Below are 18,915 nucleotides of genomic sequence, written 5' to 3' on the forward strand. Positions count from 1 at the left end.
GCCCCGCGTACCAACATGGCCACCCCGGTCTTCGACGGCGCGCACGAGGAGGAGATCGTCGGCCTGCTCGGCAACACCATCGCCAACCGTGACGGTGACCGCATGGTGCAGCAGAGCGGCAAGGCGCGGCTGTTCGACGGCCGTTCCGGCGAGCCGTTCCCGTACCCGATCTCGGTCGGCTACATCTACATCCTCAAGCTGCTGCACCTGGTCGACGACAAGATCCACGCCCGGTCGACCGGCCCGTACTCCATGATCACGCAGCAGCCGCTGGGCGGTAAGGCCCAGTTCGGCGGCCAGCGCTTCGGTGAGATGGAGGTGTGGGCGCTGGAGGCCTACGGCGCCGCCTACGCCCTGCAGGAGCTGCTGACCATCAAGTCCGACGACGTGCTGGGCCGGGTGAAGGTCTACGAGGCGATCGTCAAGGGCGAGAACATCCCCGAGCCGGGCATTCCGGAGTCCTTCAAGGTCCTCATCAAGGAAATGCAGTCGCTGTGCCTCAACGTCGAGGTGCTCTCCAGCGACGGTATGTCCATCGAGATGCGCGACACCGACGAGGACGTCTTCCGCGCGGCGGAGGAACTCGGTATCGATCTGTCCCGGCGTGAGCCGAGCAGCGTGGAAGAAGTCTGAGGGGGAGATCGCACACAATGCTAGACGTCAACTTCTTCGACGAGCTCAGGATCGGTCTTGCGACCGCCGACGACATCCGTCAGTGGTCGCACGGCGAGGTCAAGAAGCCCGAGACCATCAACTACCGGACTCTCAAGCCGGAAAAGGACGGACTCTTCTGCGAGAAGATCTTCGGTCCGACCCGCGACTGGGAGTGCTACTGCGGCAAGTACAAGCGCGTCCGGTTCAAGGGCATCATCTGTGAGCGCTGCGGCGTCGAGGTGACCCGGGCCAAGGTGCGTCGTGAGCGGATGGGCCACATCGAGCTGGCCGCGCCCGTCACGCACATCTGGTACTTCAAGGGCGTGCCGTCGCGCCTCGGCTACCTGCTCGACCTGGCCCCGAAGGACCTGGAGAAGGTCATCTACTTCGCGGCCTACATGATCACGCACGTCGACACCGACATGCGTGAGCGTGACCTGCCCTCGCTGGAGGCGAAGATCTCCGTCGAGCGGCAGCACATCGAGCAGCGCCGTGACGCCGACGTCGAGTCCAGGCAGAAGAAGCTCGAGTCCGACCTGGCCGAGCTGGAGGCCGCCGGCGCCAAGGGCGACCAGCGGCGCAAGGTCCGCGAGGGCGCCGAGCGCGAGATGCGCCAGCTCCGCGACCGTGCCCAGCGCGAGCTGGACCGGCTCGACGAGGTCTGGAGCCGCTTCAAGAACCTCAAGGTCCAGGACCTTGAGGGCGACGAGCTGCTCTACCGCGAGATGCGCGACCGCTTCGGCCGCTACTTCAAGGGCGGCATGGGCGCGCAGGCGATCCAGGACCGCCTGATCAGCTTCGACCTCGACGCCGAGGCCGAGAACCTGCGCGAGACCATCCGCAGCGGCAAGGGCCAGAAGAAGGCCCGCGCCCTCAAGCGGCTCAAGGTCGTGTCGGCGTTCCTGAACACCACCAACTCGCCGCGCGGCATGGTGCTCGACTGCATCCCGGTCATCCCGCCGGACCTGCGCCCGATGGTGCAGCTCGACGGTGGCCGGTTCGCGACCTCCGACCTCAACGACCTGTACCGCCGGGTCATCAACCGGAACAACCGCCTCAAGCGTCTGCTCGACCTCGGCGCCCCCGAGATCATCGTGAACAACGAGAAGCGGATGCTCCAGGAGGCCGTCGACGCGCTGTTCGACAACGGCCGTCGCGGTCGCCCGGTGACCGGCCCCGGCAACCGGCCGCTGAAGTCCCTCAGCGACATGCTGAAGGGCAAGCAGGGTCGTTTCCGCCAGAACCTGCTGGGCAAGCGAGTCGACTACTCCGGCCGTTCGGTCATCGTCGTCGGCCCGCAGCTCAAGCTGCACCAGTGCGGTCTGCCCAAGCAGATGGCGCTGGAGCTGTTCAAGCCGTTCGTGATGAAGCGGCTCGTGGACCTCAACCACGCGCAGAACATCAAGTCGGCCAAGCGGATGGTCGAGCGCGCCCGCCCCGTCGTGTGGGACGTGCTCGAAGAGGTCATCACCGAGCACCCGGTGCTGCTCAACCGCGCTCCGACGCTCCACCGTCTGGGCATCCAGGCGTTCGAGCCGCAGCTGGTCGAGGGCAAGGCCATCCAGATCCACCCGCTCGTCTGCACCGCCTTCAACGCGGACTTCGACGGCGACCAGATGGCCGTGCACCTGCCGCTGTCGGCTGAGGCCCAGGCCGAGGCACGCATCCTGATGCTCTCGACCAACAACATCCTCAAGCCGGCCGACGGCAAGCCCGTGACGATGCCCACCCAGGACATGGTCATCGGCCTCTACTGGCTGACCACCCAGAAGGAAGGCGCAACCGGCGAGGGCCGCGTGTTCGGCTCGATCGCCGAGGCACAGATGGCCTTCGACCGCCGCGAGCTGGAGATCCAGGCGAAGATCCAGATCCGGGTCAAGGACGTCCTGCCGCCGCGTGACTGGGTCGCGCCGGAGGGCTGGGAGCAGGGTGACCCGATCCGGCTGGAGACGACGTTCGGGCGGTGCCTGTTCAACCAGACGCTCCCCGAGAGCTACCCGTTCGTCAACTTCCAGGTGGGCAAGAAGCAGCTGTCCACGATCGTGAACGAGCTGGCCGACACCTACCCCAAGGTCGAGGTCGCCAACTCGCTCGACGCGCTCAAGGACGCGGGCTTCCGCTGGGCGACCCGCTCCGGCGTCACGATCTCGATCGAGGACGTCGTCGCGCCGCCGAACAAGACCGACATCATGGAGAACTACGAGCGCCGGGCCGACAAGGTCCAGCGCGAGTACGAGCGTGGTCTGATCACCGACGAGGAGCGCCGTCAGGAGCTCATCGAGATCTGGACCCACGCCACGGCCGACGTCGAGACCGACATGGTCAACGCCTTCCCGGCGACCAACCCGGTCTGGATGATGGTCAACTCGGGCGCCCGTGGTAACAAGATGCAGGTCCGGCAGATCGCCGGTATCCGTGGCCTGGTGTCCAACACCAAGGGTGAGACGATCCCGCGGCCGATCAAGGCCTCCTTCCGCGAGGGCCTGTCGGTGCTGGAGTACTTCATCTCCACCCACGGTCAGCGAAAGGGTCTGGCCGACACCGCCCTGCGGACCGCCGACTCGGGTTACCTGACCCGTCGTCTGGTGGACGTCGCCCAGGACGTCATCGTGCGTGAGATCGACTGCGGCACCGACCGCGCGGTCCCGCTGCACGTCGGCGAGCGCGACGCGTCGGGCAACCTGGTCAAGGCGGAGAACGCCGAGTCCAACGTGCACGGCCGCATCATGGCCGAGGACGTCGAGGTCGACGGCAAGGTCATCGTCCCGGCGGGTGTCGACATCAACGACATCCACGTGACGAAGCTGGTCGAGGCCGGCGTCGAGACCGTCCGCACCCGCAGCGCGCTCGTCTGCGAGGCCAAGATCGGTGTCTGCGCGACCTGCTACGGCCGCTCGCTGGCCACCGGCAAGCTCGTGGACGTCGGCGAGGCGGTCGGCATCATCGCCGCCCAGTCGATCGGTGAGCCCGGCACGCAGCTGACGATGCGTACGTTCCACACCGGTGGTGTGGCCGGCGCCGACATCACCCACGGTCTGCCCCGTGTCACGGAGCTGTTCGAGGCGCGCATCCCCAAGGGTGTCGCCCCGATCTCCGAGGCCGAGGGCCGGGCCCGGATCGACGAGACCGACAAGACCAGGAAGATCGTCATCACCCCCGACGACGGGTCGGAGGAGATCGCCTACCCGGTCTCGATGCGTTCGCGCCTGCTCGTCCAGGACGGTCAGCGCGTGACGGTCGGCCAGCAGCTGATCGCGGGTGCGGTCAACCCCAACGAGGTGCTGCGCATCCTCGGCCCGCGGGCCGTGCAGCTGCACCTGGTGGCCGAGGTCCAGCAGGTCTACCGGTCGCAGGGTGTGTCGATCCACGACAAGCACATCGAGATCATCGTGCGGCAGATGCTCAAGCGCGTGAACGTGCTGGAGTCCGGTGACACCGACCTGCTGCCCGGTGAGCTGGTGGAGCGTCCGCGCTTCGAGCAGATGAACCGCGAGACGGTGGCCGAGAGCGGCTCGCCGGCCGCGGGCCGTCCGGTGCTCATGGGCATCACGAAGGCGTCGCTGGCCACCGAGTCGTGGCTGTCGGCGGCCTCCTTCCAGGAGACGACCAGGGTCCTGACGGACGCGGCGATCCACGCCAAGTCCGACTCGCTCCTGGGCCTGAAGGAGAACGTCATCATCGGTAAGCTCATCCCGGCCGGTACGGGCATGCCCCAGTACCGCAACATCCGGGTCGAGCCGACCGAGGAGGCCAAGGCCGCCATGTACACCGTCGGCGGTTACGACGGTTCCGCGGCCGACTACACCTTCGGCACGGGCAGCGGCGAGGCCGTCCCGCTGGAGGAGTACGACTTCGGTCAGTACAACCGCTAGCAGTTTCGCAGGCGCCGCGCCCGGGTCTCTCTCCGAAGAGGGCCCGGGCGCGGCGCTTTTCCGGCCGTACGCGCTGCCGTAGACGCTCCCAGACGCCCTGTGGGGGTGGGGCGGGCCCGGGGGAGACGGTCCGCCGGCCTGACGGTCTGTGGGCCGATTGGGGGGCTCCCCGGCGAATCGGCACACGTCGGTCCCCAGGCCCGGTATCATTGCCGCGGCGCTTCGGATGGGCTGGATGAGACAGGCCCCGGTGGCACGGAGCGGCGAGGCCGACAGGCGTTGCCGTGCCGTTTTGACGTGTCGGCTGGGCCTGGGTAGTCTTGAGCATCGTGCCCGTCTCTAGCGGGCTTTCGGCTGTGCGCTCATATCCATAGGGAGAGCGTCGGCTGGACTCTCAGGCTCGCAAGTCTCCGTGGCTGTGTCTGTGTGAATAGCGCGACACGCCCGACCGCGGGGGCACCGAGACGAGGAAAACCAGCAGGTCATGACACCGGCAGAACCTGCGAAATGCAAGACCCAATGACGTAACACCGGCCAAGGCACGAAACGGAGTGGCAGTGCCCACTATTCAGCAGTTGGTCCGCAAGGGCCGGCAGGACAAGGTCTCCAAGACCAAGACTCCTGCCCTCAAGGGGAGTCCGCAGCGGCGCGGTGTGTGCCAGCGCGTTTACACCACGACCCCGAAGAAGCCCAACTCGGCACTGCGCAAGGTGGCCCGCGTTCGGCTCACGAACGGCATCGAGGTCACGGCTTACATCCCCGGTGTGGGCCACAACCTGCAGGAGCACTCCATCGTGCTCGTGCGTGGCGGTCGTGTGAAGGACCTGCCTGGTGTTCGCTACAAGATCATCCGCGGTTCGCTCGACACCCAGGGTGTCCGCAACCGCAAGCAGGCCCGCAGCCGCTACGGCGCGAAGAAGGAGAAGAGCTAACAATGCCTCGTAAGGGTTCTCCTGGCCGTCGTCAGCTCATGTCTGACCCGGTTTACAGCTCGCCGCTGGTGACCGCCCTGATCAACAAGGTGCTCCTTGACGGCAAGCGCTCCATCGCGCAGTCGATCGTCTACGGCGCCCTCGAAGGCTGCAGGGAGAAGACGGGCAACGACCCGGTCGTCACCCTCAAGCGCGCGCTTGACAACGTCAAGCCCACCCTCGAGGTCCGCAGCCGTCGTGTCGGTGGCGCGACCTACCAGGTGCCGGTCGAGGTGCGCGCCGCGCGCAGCACCACCCTGGCCCTGCGCTGGCTGGTGCAGTACTCCCGCGCCCGCCGCGAGAAGACCATGACCGAGCGCCTCATGAACGAGCTCCTCGACGCCAGCAACGGCCTCGGGGCGAGTGTCAAGAAGCGCGAGGACACCCACAAGATGGCCGAGTCCAACAAGGCCTTCGCCCACTACCGCTGGTAACCCGGCGGGTTCGACGAGACGACGAGGACGCGAGTTAAAGTGGCCGCTACGACCGCTCTTGACCTGGCCAAGGTCCGCAACATCGGGATCATGGCCCACATCGACGCGGGCAAGACCACCACGACCGAGCGCATCCTGTTCTACACCGGCATCAACTACAAGATCGGTGAAGTCCATGAGGGCGCTGCCACCATGGACTGGATGGAGCAGGAGCAGGAGCGCGGCATCACGATCACGTCTGCCGCGACGACCTGTGAGTGGATCGGTCACACCATCAACATCATCGACACTCCGGGTCACGTCGACTTCACCATCGAAGTGGAGCGCTCGCTCCGCGTCCTCGACGGTGCCGTCGCCGTGTTCGACGGTGTCGCCGGTGTCGAGCCGCAGTCGGAGACGGTGTGGCGGCAGGCTGACCGGTACGAGGTCCCGCGCATCTGCTTCGTGAACAAGATGGACCGTGTCGGCGCGGAGTTCCACCGCTGCGTCGAGATGATGGTCAGCCGCCTGGGCGCGACCCCCGCTGTGATCCAGCTTCCGTGGGGTGTCGAGGCCGACTTCAAGGGCGTCATCGACCTCATCAAGATGAAGGGGCTCATCTGGAGCGCCGACGCGGCCAAGGGCGAGATGTACGACACCGTCGACATCCCGGCCGACCACGCCGACGCCGCCCGCGAGTGGCGTGACCGCCTCATCGAGACGGTCGCCGAGAACGACGACGAGCTGATGGAGCTCTTCCTGGAGGGCACCGAGCCCACCGAGGAGCAGCTGGTCGCGGCCATCCGCCGCGCCACGCTGAGCAGCGCCATCAACCCGGTGCTGTGCGGCACCGCGTTCAAGAACAAGGGCGTCCAGCCCCTGCTCGACGCGATCGTCGCCTACCTCCCCGCCCCGACCGACATCCCGGCGTTCAAGGGTTACGCGGTCGGCAACGAGGAGAAGGTGATCGAGCGTCACGCGGACCCGGCCGAGCCGTTCTCCGCGCTGGCCTTCAAGATCGCCAGCGACCCGCACCTGGGCAAGCTCACCTACATCCGCATCTACTCCGGCACCCTCGACACCGGTTCACAGGTCGTGAACTCGGTGAAGGGCAAGAAGGAGCGGATCGGCAAGATCTACCAGATGCACGCCAACAAGCGCGAAGAGCGCCCGCAGGCGATCGCCGGTCAGATCGTCGCCGTCATGGGTCTGAAGGACACCACGACCGGCGACACCCTTGCCGACCCGGCCAACCCGGTCGTGCTCGAGTCGATGACGTTCCCGGCTCCGGTCATCAACGTCGCCATCGAGCCCAAGACCAAGGGCGACCAGGAGAAGCTGTCCACCGCCATCCAGCGGCTGGCCGAGGAGGACCCGTCCTTCCAGGTCCGTCGTGACGAGGAGACCGGCCAGACGGTCATCTGGGGCATGGGCGAGCTTCACCTGGAGATCCTCGTCGACCGTATGCGTCGCGAGTTCAAGGTCGAGGCCAACGTGGGCCGCCCGCAGGTGGCCTACCGCGAGACCATCCGCCGCAAGGTGGAGAAGGTCGACTACACCCACAAGAAGCAGACCGGTGGTTCCGGTCAGTTCGCGCGGGTGATCATCGACCTGGAGCCGCTGGGCGAGGGCAACGACGGTTACGAGTTCCAGAACAAGGTCTCCGGTGGCCGCGTCCCGAGGGAGTACATCCCCTCGGTCGACGCCGGCGCCCAGGAGGCCGCCGAGTTCGGCGTGCTGGCCGGTTACCCGATGGTGGGCGTGAAGGTTACGCTGACCGACGGTGCCGCCCACGACGTCGACTCCTCGGAAATGGCGTTCAAGATCGCCGGCTCGATGGCCTTCAAGGAGGCCGCGCGCAAGGCGGACGCCGTTCTTCTCGAGCCGATGATGGCCGTCGAGGTCACCACGCCCGAGGACTACATGGGTGACGTCATCGGTGACCTCAACGGTCGCCGCGGGCAGATCCAGGCGATGGACGAGCGGGCCGGCGCCCGTGTCGTCCAGGCGCTCGTGCCGCTGTCTGAGATGTTCGGCTACGTGGGTGACCTGCGTAGCAAGACGCAGGGGCGCGCGAGCTACAGCATGCAGTTCGACTCCTACGCGGAGGTGCCTCCGGGCATCGCCAAGGAGATCGTCGCGAAGGCCCGGGGCGAATAACTTCCCGGTCCCTGGCGGGGTGGTGTGAGCCACCCCGCCGCCTAGGGGTCTGGGATCTCCCGGGCCCGAGTGTGTAGACAAGTCAGTCAGATTCTCAAGGAGAGAACCAGTGGGCAAGGCCAAGTTCGAGCGGACTAAGCCGCACATGAACATCGGCACCATTGGACACATCGACCACGGCAAGACCACGCTGACCGCGGCGATCACCAAGGTGCTTCACGACCGTTTCCCCGAGCTCAACAAGGCGACCCCGTTCGACAAGATCGACAAGGCGCCCGAGGAGAAGGCTCGCGGTATTACGATCTCCATCGCGCACGTCGAGTACCAGACCGAGAAGCGTCACTACGCTCACGTTGACTGCCCCGGTCACGCCGACTACGTGAAGAACATGATCACCGGTGCCGCTCAGATGGACGGCGCGATCCTCGTGGTCGCCGCCACCGACGGCCCGATGCCGCAGACGAAGGAGCACGTCCTCCTGGCCCGCCAGGTCGGCGTCCCCTACATCGTCGTGGCGCTGAACAAGGCCGACATGGTCGACGACGAGGAGATCCTCGAGCTCGTCGAGCTGGAGGTCCGTGAGCTCCTGTCCGCGCAGGAGTTCCCCGGCGACGACCTGCCCGTCGTCCGCGTCTCCGCCCTCAAGGCTCTCGAGGGTGACGAGAAGTGGGCCGACAGCATCATCGAGCTGATGAACGCGGTGGACGAGAACGTCCCCGAGCCTCCCCGTGACACGGAGAAGCCGTTCCTCATGCCCGTCGAGGACGTCTTCTCGATCACCGGTCGCGGCACCGTCGTCACCGGTCGTATCGAGCGCGGCATCGTCAAGGTCAACGAGCAGGTCGACATCATCGGCATCAAGCCGGAGAAGACGACGACCACCGTCACCAGCATCGAGATGTTCAACAAGATGCTCGACGAGGGTCACGCGGGCGACAACGCCGCCCTGCTGCTCCGCGGCATCAAGCGCGACGACGTCGAGCGCGGCCAGTGCATCATCAAGCCGGGCACGACGACCCCGCACACCGAGTTCACCGGCCAGGTCTACATCCTGTCCAAGGACGAGGGCGGCCGCCACACGCCGTTCTTCAACAACTACCGCCCGCAGTTCTACTTCCGTACGACTGACGTGACCGGTGTGGTGAACCTCCCCGAGGGCACCGAGATGGTCATGCCGGGCGACAACACCGAGATGCGCGTTGAGCTGATCCAGCCCATCGCCATGGAGGAAGGCCTCAAGTTCGCGATCCGTGAGGGTGGCCGCACCGTCGGCGCCGGCCGGGTTGTGAAGATCATCAAGTAGCTCGACCGTCGGGGCGGCGGTCGGCCCCACATTCAGGGCCGACCGCCGTACCGCGTCAAGGGCCTCGCGTAAAGCGCCGTGATCCAGCAGTCACTTCGGCCATAGTGACCGAAGTAACTGCCGGATCACGGAAGAAAAGACAGATCAACAGTGTCTGTCTCGTGGGGTCACGCAGGGTCAGACCTGCAGCAACACAGCGGCACAAGGCCGCACGATACTTTTTCAGACGACAGCGAAGGACACCGAGGCCACTATGGCGGGACAGAAGATCCGCATCCGGCTTAAGGCCTATGACCACGAGGTCATCGACAGCTCGGCCAAGAAGATCGTCGAGACGGTGACGCGGACTGGCGCGAAGGTCGCGGGCCCGGTGCCGCTGCCGACCGAGAAGAACGTGTACTGCGTCATCCGCTCGCCGCACAAGTACAAGGACAGCCGCGAGCACTTCGAGATGCGCACGCACAAGCGGCTGATTGACATCATCGACCCGACCCCCAAGACGGTTGACTCGCTCATGCGGCTCGACCTCCCCGCGGGTGTCGACATTTCGATCAAGCTCTGAGGGAACGCACTGACATGGCTAAGACGATCAAGGGCGTCCTGGGCAAGAAGCTCGGCATGACCCAGGTCTTCGACGCGGACAACCGGATGGTTCCGGTGACCGTGGTCGAGGCCGGTCCGTGCGTGGTGACCCGGGTCCGCACCGCAGACAAGGACGGCTACTCCGCCGTTCAGCTCGGCTTCGGGCAGGTCGACCCCCGGAAGGTCAACAAGCCGCTCGGCGACTACCTGCGTAAGCACGACATCACCCCGCGCCGTTACTTCGCGGAGATCCGCACCGACGACGCGAGCGACTACACCCTGGGCCAGGAGCTGCTGGCCGACACCTTCGAGGCCGGCCAGTTCGTCGACGTGACGGGCAAGAGCAAGGGCAAGGGCTTCGCCGGTGTCATGAAGCGGCACGGCTTCGGTGGTCTGGGCGCGTCGCACGGTACGCAGCGCAAGCACCGCTCGCCGGGTTCCATCGGTGGCTGCGCCACCCCGGGCCGCGTATTCAAGGGCCTGCGCATGGCCGGTCGGATGGGTAACGTCCGCACCACTGTGCAGAGCCTCAAGGTTCACTCCGTCGACGCCGAGAACGGTCTCATCCTGATCAAGGGTGCGATCCCCGGCGCGAACGGCAGCCTGGTCCTCGTCCGCACCGCTGCCAAGAAGGGGGCTGCCAAGTGAGCACCACTATTGACGTCCTCGACGCCAGCGGCGCCAAGGCCGGCACCGTCGAACTGCCCGAAGACGTCTTCGGCACGACGGTCAACGTTCCGCTGATCCACCAGGTGGTCGTGGCCCAGCTCGCCGCTCGCCGGCAGGGCACCCACAAGGCCAAGACCCGTGGCGAGGTCAGCGGTGGCGGCAAGAAGCCGTACCGCCAGAAGGGCACCGGCCGCGCCCGTCAGGGCTCGACCCGCGCGCCGCAGTTCACCGGCGGTGGCACCGTCCACGGGCCCGTGCCGCGTGACTACTCGCAGCGCACGCCCAAGAAGATGAAGGCCGCCGCGCTCCGCGGCGCCCTGTCCGACAGGGCCGGTGGCGGTCGCGTCCACGTGGTCAGCACGCTGGTGACGGGGGAGACCCCCAAGACCAAGGCTGCCCTGGACGCCCTGCGCAAGATCACTCAGGCTCCCCGCGTGCTCGTCGTCGTCGACGAGGCCGACGAGCTGACCTGGATGAGCCTGCGTAACGCTCCCGAGGTCCACCTGCTGGACGCCGGGCAGCTCAACACCTACGACGTGCTCGTGCACGACGACGTGGTCTTCACCCAGGAGGCGTACGACCAGGTCGTCGCGCGGCTGAGCCAGGGCGGGAAGGAAGACGCCTGATGGAGAAGATCGCCGACCCGCGCGACATCATCATCAAGCCGGTCGTCTCTGAGAAGAGCTACGGCCTGATCGATGAGAACAACAAGTACACGTTCCTGGTGAAGAAGACCGCGAACAAGACCCAGGTCAAGATCGCCGTTGAGCAGATCTTCGGGGTCAAGGTCACCAGCGTGAACACCATCAACCGGACGGGCAAGCGCAAGCGCACCCGCACCGGTTTCGGCAAGCGTCCCGACACCAAGCGCGCGATCGTGAGCCTGGTCGAGGGCGATCGGATCGACATCTTCGGTCAGATCGGCTAGCAGCGCCATAGATAGGAAGCGGACCGAAAGGTCTGCGAGGGACGAGACCGTCGCATTTCGGTGCGGCGGGCTCGCCCATGTAACCGACGAAGGATGAACGAAAAAGATGGGCATCCGTAAGTACAAGCCGACGACTCCGGGTCGCCGCGGGTCGAGTGTCTCGGACTTCTCCGAGATCACCCGCAGCACTCCCGAGAAGTCGCTGCTTGCGCCCCTTCACAGCAAGGGCGGCCGGAACGTACACGGCCGGGTGACCGCGCGCCACCAGGGCGGCGGACACAAGCGCGCCTACCGGATCATCGACTTCCGTAGGCATGACAAGGACGGCATCCCGGCGAAGGTCGCTCACATCGAGTACGACCCCAACCGCACCGCCAACATCGCTCTGCTCCACTACGCCGACGGTGAGAAGCGCTACATCATCGCGCCGACCGGCCTCAAGCAGGGCGACCGAATCGAGAACGGCCCCGCTGCCGACATCAAGCCGGGCAACTGCCTGCCGCTGCGCAACATCCCGACCGGTACCTTCATCCACGCGGTGGAGCTCCGTCCGGGCGGCGGCGCGAAGCTCGGTCGTTCCGCGGGCGCCCAGATCCAGCTGCTCGCCAAGGAAGGCCAGTACGCCACCCTGCGTATGCCGTCCGGTGAAATGCGCATGGTCGACGTGCGCTGCCGGGCGTCGGTCGGCCAGGTCGGCAACGCCGAGCAGGCCAACATCAACTGGGGCAAGGCCGGCCGTATGCGGTGGAAGGGCAAGCGCCCGACCGTCCGTGGTGTCGCCATGAACCCCGTTGACCACCCGCACGGTGGTGGTGAGGGCAAGACGTCCGGCGGTCGCCACCCGGTGAACCCCAAGGGCAAGCCCGAGGGCCGCACCCGCCAGGCCAACAAGTCCAGCGACCGGCTGATCATCCGTCGTCGGAGCAAGAGGAAGAAGCGGTAGGAGCAGCCGAAATGCCACGTAGCCTTAAGAAGGGTCCCTTCGTGGACGACCACCTTCAGAAGAAGGTGGACGCCCAGAACGAGAAGGGCACCAAGAACGTCATCAAGACGTGGTCGCGGCGCTCCATGATCGTTCCCGACATGCTCGGGCACACGATCGCCGTGCACGACGGCCGCAAGCACGTCCCGGTGTTCGTCACCGAGTCGATGATCGGCCACAAGCTCGGAGAGTTCGCCCCCACGCGGACGTTCCGCAGCCACGTCAAGGAAGACCGGCGCAGCCGGCGATAGACGCCTTCAGAAGCATTTAGAGGAGTAAGCGATGGAAGCCAGGGCTCAGGCGCGGTTCGTCCGTGTCACGCCCCTCAAGGCCCGCCGCGTGGTGGACCTTATTCGCGGGCTGCCCGCTTCGGAGGCGCAGGCCGTGCTGCAGTTCGCTCCCCAGTCGGCGAGCGAGCCGATCTACAAGGTGCTCAGCAGCGCCATGGCGAACGCCGAGCACAACTTCAACCTCGACCCCAGCACGCTCGTCGTGAGCCGCGCCTGGGTCGACGAGGGCCCGACGCTGAAGCGGTTCCGCCCGCGTGCACAGGGTCGCGCCTATCGGATCAACAAGCGGACGAGCCACATCACCGTGATCGTGGAATCCCGCGAGCCGAAGGGAAGGACCCGATAGTGGGCCAGAAGGTTAACCCGCACGGGTTCCGCCTCGGCATCACGACCGACTTCAAGAGCCGGTGGTACGCCGACAAGCTGTACAAGTCGTACGTCGCCGAGGACGTGGCGATCCGCCGCATGCTGCAGAAGGGCATGGAGCGGGCCGGCATCTCCAAGGTCGAGATCGAGCGCACCACGGACCGTGTGCAGGTGGACATCCACACCGCGCGTCCGGGCATCGTGATCGGCCGCCGCGGCGCCGAGGCGGACCGCATCCGCGGTGACCTCGAGAAGCTGACCAAGAAGCAGGTCCAGCTCAACATCCTCGAGGTCAAGAACCCGGAGATCGACGCCCAGCTCGTCGCTCAGGGCGTCGCCGAGCAGCTGTCCAGCCGTGTCTCGTTCCGCCGCGCCATGCGCAAGGCGATGCAGTCGGCCATGAAGTCCGGCGCCAAGGGCATCCGTGTCCAGTGCGCCGGTCGTCTGGGCGGCGCCGAGATGTCGCGGTCGGAGTTCTACCGTGAGGGTCGCGTGCCGCTGCACACCCTCCGCGCGGACATCGACTACGGCTTCTACGAGGCCCGTACCACCTTCGGCCGCATCGGCGTGAAGGTCTGGATCTACAAGGGCGAGGCTCCGACCAGCCGCGCCGAGCGTGAGGCGGCTGCCGCCGGCGCTCGTGCCGGCCAGCGTCGCGAGCGTGACGACCGTCGTGGTGGCGGCGGCGACCGTCCGCGTCGTGGCGGCGGTGACCGTCCGCGTCGTGGCGGCGGCCGTGGCGACCGCGCCCCCCGTACCGAGGCAGCTTCGCAGGCTGCCCCTGAGACCGGCCCGGCTGCGCAGCCGGGTGCTGAAGGGAGCTGACCATGCTGATCCCGCGCAGGGTCAAGCACCGCAAGCAGCACCGGCCTGACCGCAGCGGAGCCGCCAAGGGCGGCACCAGGGTCGTGTTCGGCGAGTTCGGCATTCAGGCTGTTGAGCACTCCTACGTGACCAACCGCCAGATCGAGTCCGCTCGTATCGCCATGACCCGTCACATCCGCCGTGGCGGCAAGGTGTGGATCAACATCTACCCCGACCGTCCGCTCACCAAGAAGCCGGCCGAGACCCGCATGGGTTCCGGTAAGGGTTCGCCGGAGTGGTGGATCGCCAACGTCAAGCCCGGACGCGTGATGTTCGAGCTGTCCGGCGTGGCGGAGTCGGTCGCGCGTGAGGCGCTCACCAGGGCGATCCACAAGCTGCCGATGAAGTGCAAGATCGTTAAGCGTGAAGTGGGTGAGGCGTGATGGCTAAGGGCCTGACCGCCGGCGAGCTGCGAGTGGAGGACCAGGACACCCTGGTCCAGAAGCTCAAGGAAGCCAAGGAGGAGCTGTTCAACCTCCGCTTCCAGGCAGCGACCGGTCAGTTGGAGAGCCACGGGCGGCTGCGCGCCGTCCGCCGCGAGATCGCCCGTATCTACACCGTGATGCGCGAGCGTGAGCTCGGCATCGTCACGGTCGAGAAGGAGACGAGCGATGGCTGAGACCGAGACCACCGGAACCACCGAGGCGAACGACGCGCGGAACTTCCGCAAGGTCCGTGAGGGCCTGGTCGTCAGCGACAAGATGGACAAGACCGTCGTCGTCGCCGTCGAGGACCGCGTCAAGCACCGTCTGTACGGCAAGGTCATCCGCCGTACGACCAAGTACAAGGCACACGACGAGGCCAACGCCTGCGGCGTCGGCGACCGCGTGCTGCTCATGGAGACCCGCCCCCTCTCCGCCACCAAGCGGTGGAGGGTCGTGGAGATCCTCGAGAAGGCCAAGTAAGGCTCTTCTCGGATATACCGCGCCTCGTGGGGGCCTCAGGGCCCCCATGACGGCGTCCAAGGACGCGAGGTCCTCCGGGCCTCGCGTCGCCTGCGGTGCGGCCCCTTCGTGGACTGTGGCCGTGGGAACAAGACAACGACAGGTTCCGCCAGGCTCAGAGATGAGAACCGGCGCGACTAACAGGAGTTCAAGTGATCCAGCAGGAGTCGCGGCTCAAGGTCGCCGACAACACTGGTGCGAAGGAGATCCTTTGCATCCGTGTTCTCGGTGGCTCGGGCCGACGCTACGCCGGTATCGGCGACATCATCGTCGCCACTGTCAAGGACGCGCTGCCGGGCAGCACGGGCGTCAAGAAGGGCGACGTGGTCAAGGCCGTCGTCGTCCGCACGGTCAAGGAGCGCCGCCGGCCCGACGGCTCCTACATCCGCTTCGACGAGAACGCCGCCGTCATCATCAAGGACAGCGGTGACCCTCGTGGCACTCGTATCTTCGGCCCGGTCGGCCGCGAGCTGCGCGACAAGAAGTTCATGCGCATCATCTCGCTCGCCCCGGAGGTGCTGTAATGCCGAAGCTGCATGTGAAGAAGGGTGACCTGGTTCAGGTCATCGCCGGCAAGGACAAGGGTGCCAAGGGTCACGTCATCGCCACGTACCCGCGCGAGGACCGCGTGGTGATCGAGGGCGTCAACATGATCAAGAAGCACACCAAGGAGTCTCTCCAGGGTCCGCGTGGCGCCAAGACCGGCGGCGTGCAGACGATGGAGGGCCCCATCCACGTGTCCAACGTGAAGAAGCTCAAGGACGAGAAGCCCGCCGACAAGAAGGCCGACAAGGCCGAGGAGACGGGTGAGGACAGCTGATGACCGCCACGACCACTGAGACCGAGCGCCCGACGCCGCGACTCAAGACGAAGTACCGCGAGGAGATCGCGGCCCAGCTTCGCGAGCAGTTCGGCATCGAGAACGTCATGCAGATCCCGGCCCTGACCAAGATCAAGGTCAACATGGGTGTCGGTGAGGCGGCTCGCGACTCCAAGCTCATCGAAGGCGCCGTACGCGACCTCACCGCGATCACCGGCCAGAAGCCGGCCGTCGTTCGGGCGCGCAAGTCCATCGCGCAGTTCAAGCTGCGTGAGGGCATGCCGATCGGCGCGCACGTCACGCTGCGCGGCGACCGTATGTGGGAGTTCCTCGACCGCCTGCTGGCGCTGGCGCTGCCCCGTATCCGGGACTTCCGCGGCCTGTCGCCGAAGCAGTTCGACGGCAACGGCAACTACACGTTCGGTCTGACCGAGCAGGTCATGTTCCACGAGGTCGACCAGGACAAGGTCGACCGCCCGCGGGGCATGGACATCACGGTCGTGACCACCGCGACGAACGACGACCAGGGCCGGGCGCTGCTGAAGCTCCTCGGCTTCCCGTTCAAGGAGGCCTGATCCAATGGCGAAGAAGTCGCTGATCGCCAAGGCGGGGCGCAAGCAGAAGTTCGAGGTCCGGGCCTACACCCGGTGCTCGCGTTGCGGTCGTCCGCGCGCGGTGTACCGCAAGTTCGGTCTGTGCCGCGTGTGCTTCCGCGAGATGGCGCACCGGGGCGAGCTGCCCGGCATCACCAAGTCGAGCTGGTAGATACTCTGGGGGGCGGCTCCGCGTCGTCCCCCGGAGTCCATGTTCAGAAGAAGACAGGACGCTTCGCGTCCATGACCGCGCCGAAGGTCCACCGGCAGAGCGCTGCTTGGCCGACTGGAAACCGCGGCGAGGAAGGCCACTGGCCATGACGATGACCGACCCCATCGCAGACATGCTGACGCGTCTGCGCAATGCGAACTCGGCGTACCACGAGAGCGTGTCGATGCCGTATTCGAAGATCAAGGCGCACATCGCCGAGATCCTCCAGCAGGAGGGTTACATCCAGTCCTGGGCCGTCGAAGACGCCAAGGTCGGAAAGAACCTCGTGGTGGAGCTCAAGTTCGGGCCTACCCGTGAGCGTTCGCTCGCGGGCCTGCGCCGGGTTTCCAAGCCCGGTCTGCGGGTTTATGCGAAGAAGGACAACCTGCCTCGAGTTCTGGGCGGGCTGGGCGTCGCGATCATCTCGACGTCCGCCGGTCTCATGACTGACAAGCAGGCCGGCAAGCGTGGCGTGGGCGGCGAAGTCCTCGCCTACGTCTGGTAGAGGGGAGGAATCACAGCATGTCGAGAATCGGACGGCTGCCCATCCCTGTGCCCAGTGGCGTAGACATCACGATCACCGGCCAGGATGTCCAGGTCAAGGGCCCGAAGGGCACGCTTTCTCACACGGTCGCGGACCCGATTACGGTCGGTCGTGACGACGACGGCGCCATCGCCGTCTCCCGGCCCAACGACGAGAACAAGGTCCGTGCGCTGCACGGCCTGTCCCGGACGCTGATCGCCAACATGGTGCAGGGCGTCACCCAGGGGTACACGAAGTCCCTGGAGATCGTCGGCGTCGGTTACCGCGTCCAGGCCAAGGGCCCGACGCAGCTGGAGTTCTCGCTGGGCTTCAGCCACCCGGTCATCGTCGACGCCCCCGAGGGTGTCTCCTTCCGCGTCGAGAAGCCGACCCTGTTCCACGTGGACGGCATCGACAAGCAGAAGGTCGGCGAGGTCGCGGCCAACATCCGCAAGTTGCGCAAGCCTGACCCGTACAAGGGCAAGGGCGTGCGTTACCAGGGCGAACAGATCCGCCGCAAGGTCGGAAAGGCTGGTAAGTAGGCATGGCTCCGAAGACTGCGTTCAGCAAGCACACGGCTGCCCGCACCGTCTCGCGGGCTCGCCGTCACCGCCGCGTCCGCAAGTTCGTCGTCGGTACGGCCGAGCGTCCGCGCCTGGTCGTCAACCGTTCGACCCGTCACATGTTCGTCCAGATCGTGGACGACTCCGTCGGTCACACGCTGGTGAGCGCCTCCACCATGGACGCCTCGCTGCGCACCCTTGAGGCCGACAAGACGGAGAAGGCCAAGAAGGTCGGCGAGCTCCTCGCTCAGCGGGCCAAGGAAGCCGGGATCACCAAGGTCGTCTTCGACCGCGGTGGCAACCGCTACGCCGGTCGCATCGCGGCTCTGGCGGACAGCGCCCGCGAAGGCGGGCTGGAATTCTGATGGCAACTGAGAAGAGGAACCACTGATGGCTGCAGCTCCGCGTCGCGGTGGCGGCACCGGTGGCGAGCGGCGGGACCGTCGTGACGATCGCCGCGGTGGCGCCGCCGACAAGGGCGTCTCGTACATCGAGCGCGTAGTGAAGATCAACCGAGTGGCCAAGGTCGTGAAGGGTGGTCGTCGCTTCAGCTTCACCGCCCTCGTCGTCGTCGGTGACGGCAACGGCCTGGTCGGCGTCGGTTACGGCAAGGCCAAGGAAGTCCCCGCGGCCATCGCCAAGGGCGTCGAAGAGGCCAAGAAGCACTTCTTCAAGGTGCCCCGCATCCAGGGCACCATCCCGCACACCGTGCAGGGCGAGGAGGCGGCCGGTGTCGTCTTCCTGCGTCCGGCGTCGGCCGGTACCGGCGTCATCGCCGGTGGCCCGGTGCGCGCGGTCCTGGAGTGCGCCGGCATCCATGACGTGCTGTCCAAGTCGCTGGGCTCGGACAACCCGATCAACATCGTGCACGCCACCGTGGCGGCTCTGAAGGGCCTTTCCCGCCCCGAGGAGATCGCCGCCCGCCGTGGCCTGCCGATCGAGGACGTGGCTCCGGCCCGCATGCTCAAGGCTCAGCGCGAGGGCATCGCCGAGGCCGCGGCCGCGAAGGCGGTGAGCTAGTCATGGCACGCCTGAAGATCACTCAGGTTCGCTCGAAGATCGGTGGCAAGCAGAACCAGCGTGACTCGCTGCGTTCGCTTGGCCTGAAGCGAATCGGCGATGTCGTCGTCAAGGAGGACCGTCCCGAGATTCGCGGGATGGTGTCCGTGGTGACGCACCTCGTCGAGGTGGAAGAGGTCGACTAGTC

Annotated in this window: 26 protein-coding genes; all 26 read left to right on the forward strand. The window is 66.4% G+C overall.

Going from position 1 to position 18,915, the window contains the following annotated elements; genetic code table 11:
- A partial coding sequence (locus ACWCSD_RS01640) for a DNA-directed RNA polymerase subunit beta (RefSeq protein WP_449912430.1) occupies positions 1 to 633 on the forward strand: 633 nt, incomplete at its 5' end.
- 17 nt (positions 634 to 650) lie between these two features.
- A complete protein-coding gene (locus ACWCSD_RS01645; protein ID WP_357982792.1) occupies positions 651 to 4,526 on the forward strand; it encodes a DNA-directed RNA polymerase subunit beta' in 3,876 nt (1,291 codons plus the stop codon).
- Between the two features lie 557 nt (positions 4,527 to 5,083).
- Positions 5,084 to 5,458: a 30S ribosomal protein S12 gene (rpsL, locus tag ACWCSD_RS01650; RefSeq protein ID WP_020542315.1), complete on the forward strand. Its 375-nt coding sequence runs from the start codon at positions 5,084 to 5,086 to the stop codon at positions 5,456 to 5,458.
- 2 nt (positions 5,459 to 5,460) lie between these two features.
- Positions 5,461 to 5,931, forward strand: coding sequence for a 30S ribosomal protein S7 (gene rpsG, locus ACWCSD_RS01655; RefSeq protein WP_043623423.1), 471 nt, complete (start codon positions 5,461 to 5,463; stop codon positions 5,929 to 5,931).
- A gap of 90 nt (positions 5,932 to 6,021) precedes the next feature.
- Positions 6,022 to 8,070, forward strand: coding sequence for an elongation factor G (fusA, locus tag ACWCSD_RS01660; protein ID WP_387669283.1), 2,049 nt, complete (start codon positions 6,022 to 6,024; stop codon positions 8,068 to 8,070).
- A gap of 109 nt (positions 8,071 to 8,179) precedes the next feature.
- Positions 8,180 to 9,373 carry an elongation factor Tu gene (gene tuf, locus ACWCSD_RS01665; RefSeq protein ID WP_352327252.1) on the forward strand — a complete coding sequence of 398 codons (1,194 nt, stop codon included), beginning with the start codon at positions 8,180 to 8,182 and terminating at the stop codon, positions 9,371 to 9,373.
- A gap of 253 nt (positions 9,374 to 9,626) precedes the next feature.
- Entirely contained in the window at positions 9,627 to 9,935 is a 309-nt protein-coding gene (gene rpsJ / locus ACWCSD_RS01670) for a 30S ribosomal protein S10 (protein WP_012887830.1), read from the forward strand.
- A gap of 14 nt (positions 9,936 to 9,949) precedes the next feature.
- Positions 9,950 to 10,603 carry a 50S ribosomal protein L3 gene (rplC, locus tag ACWCSD_RS01675; protein WP_358282128.1) on the forward strand — a complete coding sequence of 218 codons (654 nt, stop codon included), beginning with the start codon at positions 9,950 to 9,952 and terminating at the stop codon, positions 10,601 to 10,603.
- Positions 10,600 to 11,250 (forward strand): 50S ribosomal protein L4, encoded by a 651-nt coding sequence (gene rplD / locus ACWCSD_RS01680; protein ID WP_352362901.1) that lies wholly within the window; start codon positions 10,600 to 10,602, stop codon positions 11,248 to 11,250. Before rplC ends, rplD begins: the two co-directional genes overlap by 4 nt.
- Positions 11,250 to 11,552 carry a 50S ribosomal protein L23 gene (gene rplW, locus ACWCSD_RS01685; RefSeq protein WP_352327250.1) on the forward strand — a complete coding sequence of 101 codons (303 nt, stop codon included), beginning with the start codon at positions 11,250 to 11,252 and terminating at the stop codon, positions 11,550 to 11,552. Before rplD ends, rplW begins: the two co-directional genes overlap by 1 nt.
- Before the next feature lie 106 nt (positions 11,553 to 11,658).
- The gene (rplB, locus tag ACWCSD_RS01690) at positions 11,659 to 12,495 is read left to right on the forward strand and encodes a 50S ribosomal protein L2 (protein WP_125644676.1); all 837 of its coding nucleotides are present in this window, start codon (positions 11,659 to 11,661) and stop codon (positions 12,493 to 12,495) included.
- A gap of 11 nt (positions 12,496 to 12,506) precedes the next feature.
- A complete protein-coding gene (gene rpsS, locus ACWCSD_RS01695; RefSeq protein WP_030451498.1) occupies positions 12,507 to 12,785 on the forward strand; it encodes a 30S ribosomal protein S19 in 279 nt (92 codons plus the stop codon).
- Positions 12,786 to 12,816: 31 nt separating this feature from the next.
- Positions 12,817 to 13,170 carry a 50S ribosomal protein L22 gene (gene rplV, locus ACWCSD_RS01700; protein ID WP_080043235.1) on the forward strand — a complete coding sequence of 118 codons (354 nt, stop codon included), beginning with the start codon at positions 12,817 to 12,819 and terminating at the stop codon, positions 13,168 to 13,170.
- Positions 13,170 to 14,015, forward strand: coding sequence for a 30S ribosomal protein S3 (gene rpsC, locus ACWCSD_RS01705; RefSeq protein ID WP_352362898.1), 846 nt, complete (start codon positions 13,170 to 13,172; stop codon positions 14,013 to 14,015). The genes rplV and rpsC overlap by 1 nt, the downstream gene beginning before the upstream one ends.
- Positions 14,016 to 14,017: 2 nt before the next feature.
- The gene (rplP, locus tag ACWCSD_RS01710) at positions 14,018 to 14,437 is read left to right on the forward strand and encodes a 50S ribosomal protein L16 (RefSeq protein WP_125644673.1); all 420 of its coding nucleotides are present in this window, start codon (positions 14,018 to 14,020) and stop codon (positions 14,435 to 14,437) included.
- Complete coding sequence (rpmC, locus tag ACWCSD_RS01715; RefSeq protein ID WP_080047279.1) at positions 14,437 to 14,673, forward strand: 50S ribosomal protein L29; 237 nt, start codon at positions 14,437 to 14,439, stop codon at positions 14,671 to 14,673. Before rplP ends, rpmC begins: the two co-directional genes overlap by 1 nt.
- Positions 14,666 to 14,959, forward strand: coding sequence for a 30S ribosomal protein S17 (gene rpsQ / locus ACWCSD_RS01720; protein ID WP_357982781.1), 294 nt, complete (start codon positions 14,666 to 14,668; stop codon positions 14,957 to 14,959). Before rpmC ends, rpsQ begins: the two co-directional genes overlap by 8 nt.
- Before the next feature lie 191 nt (positions 14,960 to 15,150).
- Positions 15,151 to 15,522 carry a 50S ribosomal protein L14 gene (gene rplN, locus ACWCSD_RS01725; RefSeq protein WP_090769698.1) on the forward strand — a complete coding sequence of 124 codons (372 nt, stop codon included), beginning with the start codon at positions 15,151 to 15,153 and terminating at the stop codon, positions 15,520 to 15,522.
- Positions 15,522 to 15,818, forward strand: coding sequence for a 50S ribosomal protein L24 (gene rplX, locus ACWCSD_RS01730; RefSeq protein WP_449912437.1), 297 nt, complete (start codon positions 15,522 to 15,524; stop codon positions 15,816 to 15,818). The genes rplN and rplX overlap by 1 nt, the downstream gene beginning before the upstream one ends.
- A complete protein-coding gene (rplE, locus tag ACWCSD_RS01735; RefSeq protein ID WP_352327490.1) occupies positions 15,818 to 16,393 on the forward strand; it encodes a 50S ribosomal protein L5 in 576 nt (191 codons plus the stop codon). The genes rplX and rplE overlap by 1 nt, the downstream gene beginning before the upstream one ends.
- Before the next feature lie 4 nt (positions 16,394 to 16,397).
- Positions 16,398 to 16,583 (forward strand): type Z 30S ribosomal protein S14, encoded by a 186-nt coding sequence (locus ACWCSD_RS01740; protein WP_020542298.1) that lies wholly within the window; start codon positions 16,398 to 16,400, stop codon positions 16,581 to 16,583.
- A gap of 145 nt (positions 16,584 to 16,728) precedes the next feature.
- The gene (gene rpsH / locus ACWCSD_RS01745; RefSeq protein WP_125644666.1) at positions 16,729 to 17,127 is read left to right on the forward strand and encodes a 30S ribosomal protein S8; all 399 of its coding nucleotides are present in this window, start codon (positions 16,729 to 16,731) and stop codon (positions 17,125 to 17,127) included.
- Between the two features lie 17 nt (positions 17,128 to 17,144).
- Positions 17,145 to 17,687: a 50S ribosomal protein L6 gene (gene rplF / locus ACWCSD_RS01750; RefSeq protein ID WP_352327491.1), complete on the forward strand. Its 543-nt coding sequence runs from the start codon at positions 17,145 to 17,147 to the stop codon at positions 17,685 to 17,687.
- 2 nt (positions 17,688 to 17,689) lie between these two features.
- Positions 17,690 to 18,073 carry a 50S ribosomal protein L18 gene (rplR, locus tag ACWCSD_RS01755; protein ID WP_125644663.1) on the forward strand — a complete coding sequence of 128 codons (384 nt, stop codon included), beginning with the start codon at positions 17,690 to 17,692 and terminating at the stop codon, positions 18,071 to 18,073.
- 25 nt (positions 18,074 to 18,098) lie between these two features.
- Complete coding sequence (gene rpsE, locus ACWCSD_RS01760) at positions 18,099 to 18,728, forward strand: 30S ribosomal protein S5 (RefSeq protein WP_049572667.1); 630 nt, start codon at positions 18,099 to 18,101, stop codon at positions 18,726 to 18,728.
- Between the two features lie 2 nt (positions 18,729 to 18,730).
- Positions 18,731 to 18,913 (forward strand): 50S ribosomal protein L30, encoded by a 183-nt coding sequence (gene rpmD / locus ACWCSD_RS01765; protein WP_080043226.1) that lies wholly within the window; start codon positions 18,731 to 18,733, stop codon positions 18,911 to 18,913.
- The last annotated feature ends 2 nt before the right edge of the window (positions 18,914 to 18,915 follow it).

Source organism: Nonomuraea sp. NPDC001684 (genome assembly GCF_053596515.1).

Excerpts from the sequence above, each read along its gene's own strand:
- rplB (WP_125644676.1), top strand. The coding sequence starts at position 11,659 with ATGGGCATCCGTAAGTACAAGCCGACGACTCCGGGTCGCCGCGGGTCG.
- rpmD (WP_080043226.1), top strand. The coding sequence starts at position 18,731 with ATGGCACGCCTGAAGATCACTCAGGTTCGCTCGAAGATCGGTGGCAAG.
- rpsE (WP_049572667.1), top strand. The coding sequence starts at position 18,099 with ATGGCTGCAGCTCCGCGTCGCGGTGGCGGCACCGGTGGCGAGCGGCGG.
- ACWCSD_RS01645 (WP_357982792.1), top strand. The coding sequence starts at position 651 with ATGCTAGACGTCAACTTCTTCGACGAGCTCAGGATCGGTCTTGCGACC.
- fusA (WP_387669283.1), top strand. The coding sequence starts at position 6,022 with ATGGCCCACATCGACGCGGGCAAGACCACCACGACCGAGCGCATCCTG.
- rplV (WP_080043235.1), top strand. The coding sequence starts at position 12,817 with ATGGAAGCCAGGGCTCAGGCGCGGTTCGTCCGTGTCACGCCCCTCAAG.
- rpsG (WP_043623423.1), top strand. The coding sequence starts at position 5,461 with ATGCCTCGTAAGGGTTCTCCTGGCCGTCGTCAGCTCATGTCTGACCCG.
- rpsS (WP_030451498.1), top strand. The coding sequence starts at position 12,507 with ATGCCACGTAGCCTTAAGAAGGGTCCCTTCGTGGACGACCACCTTCAG.
- rpsQ (WP_357982781.1), top strand. The coding sequence starts at position 14,666 with ATGGCTGAGACCGAGACCACCGGAACCACCGAGGCGAACGACGCGCGG.
- ACWCSD_RS01740 (WP_020542298.1), top strand. The coding sequence starts at position 16,398 with ATGGCGAAGAAGTCGCTGATCGCCAAGGCGGGGCGCAAGCAGAAGTTC.
- rpsJ (WP_012887830.1), top strand. The coding sequence starts at position 9,627 with ATGGCGGGACAGAAGATCCGCATCCGGCTTAAGGCCTATGACCACGAG.
- rplW (WP_352327250.1), top strand. The coding sequence starts at position 11,250 with ATGGAGAAGATCGCCGACCCGCGCGACATCATCATCAAGCCGGTCGTC.
- rpmC (WP_080047279.1), top strand. The coding sequence starts at position 14,437 with ATGGCTAAGGGCCTGACCGCCGGCGAGCTGCGAGTGGAGGACCAGGAC.
- rplR (WP_125644663.1), top strand. The coding sequence starts at position 17,690 with ATGGCTCCGAAGACTGCGTTCAGCAAGCACACGGCTGCCCGCACCGTC.
- rplC (WP_358282128.1), top strand. The coding sequence starts at position 9,950 with ATGGCTAAGACGATCAAGGGCGTCCTGGGCAAGAAGCTCGGCATGACC.
- rplX (WP_449912437.1), top strand. The coding sequence starts at position 15,522 with ATGCCGAAGCTGCATGTGAAGAAGGGTGACCTGGTTCAGGTCATCGCC.
- rplE (WP_352327490.1), top strand. The coding sequence starts at position 15,818 with ATGACCGCCACGACCACTGAGACCGAGCGCCCGACGCCGCGACTCAAG.
- rplF (WP_352327491.1), top strand. The coding sequence starts at position 17,145 with ATGTCGAGAATCGGACGGCTGCCCATCCCTGTGCCCAGTGGCGTAGAC.
- rpsH (WP_125644666.1), top strand. The coding sequence starts at position 16,729 with ATGACGATGACCGACCCCATCGCAGACATGCTGACGCGTCTGCGCAAT.
- rplP (WP_125644673.1), top strand. The coding sequence starts at position 14,018 with ATGCTGATCCCGCGCAGGGTCAAGCACCGCAAGCAGCACCGGCCTGAC.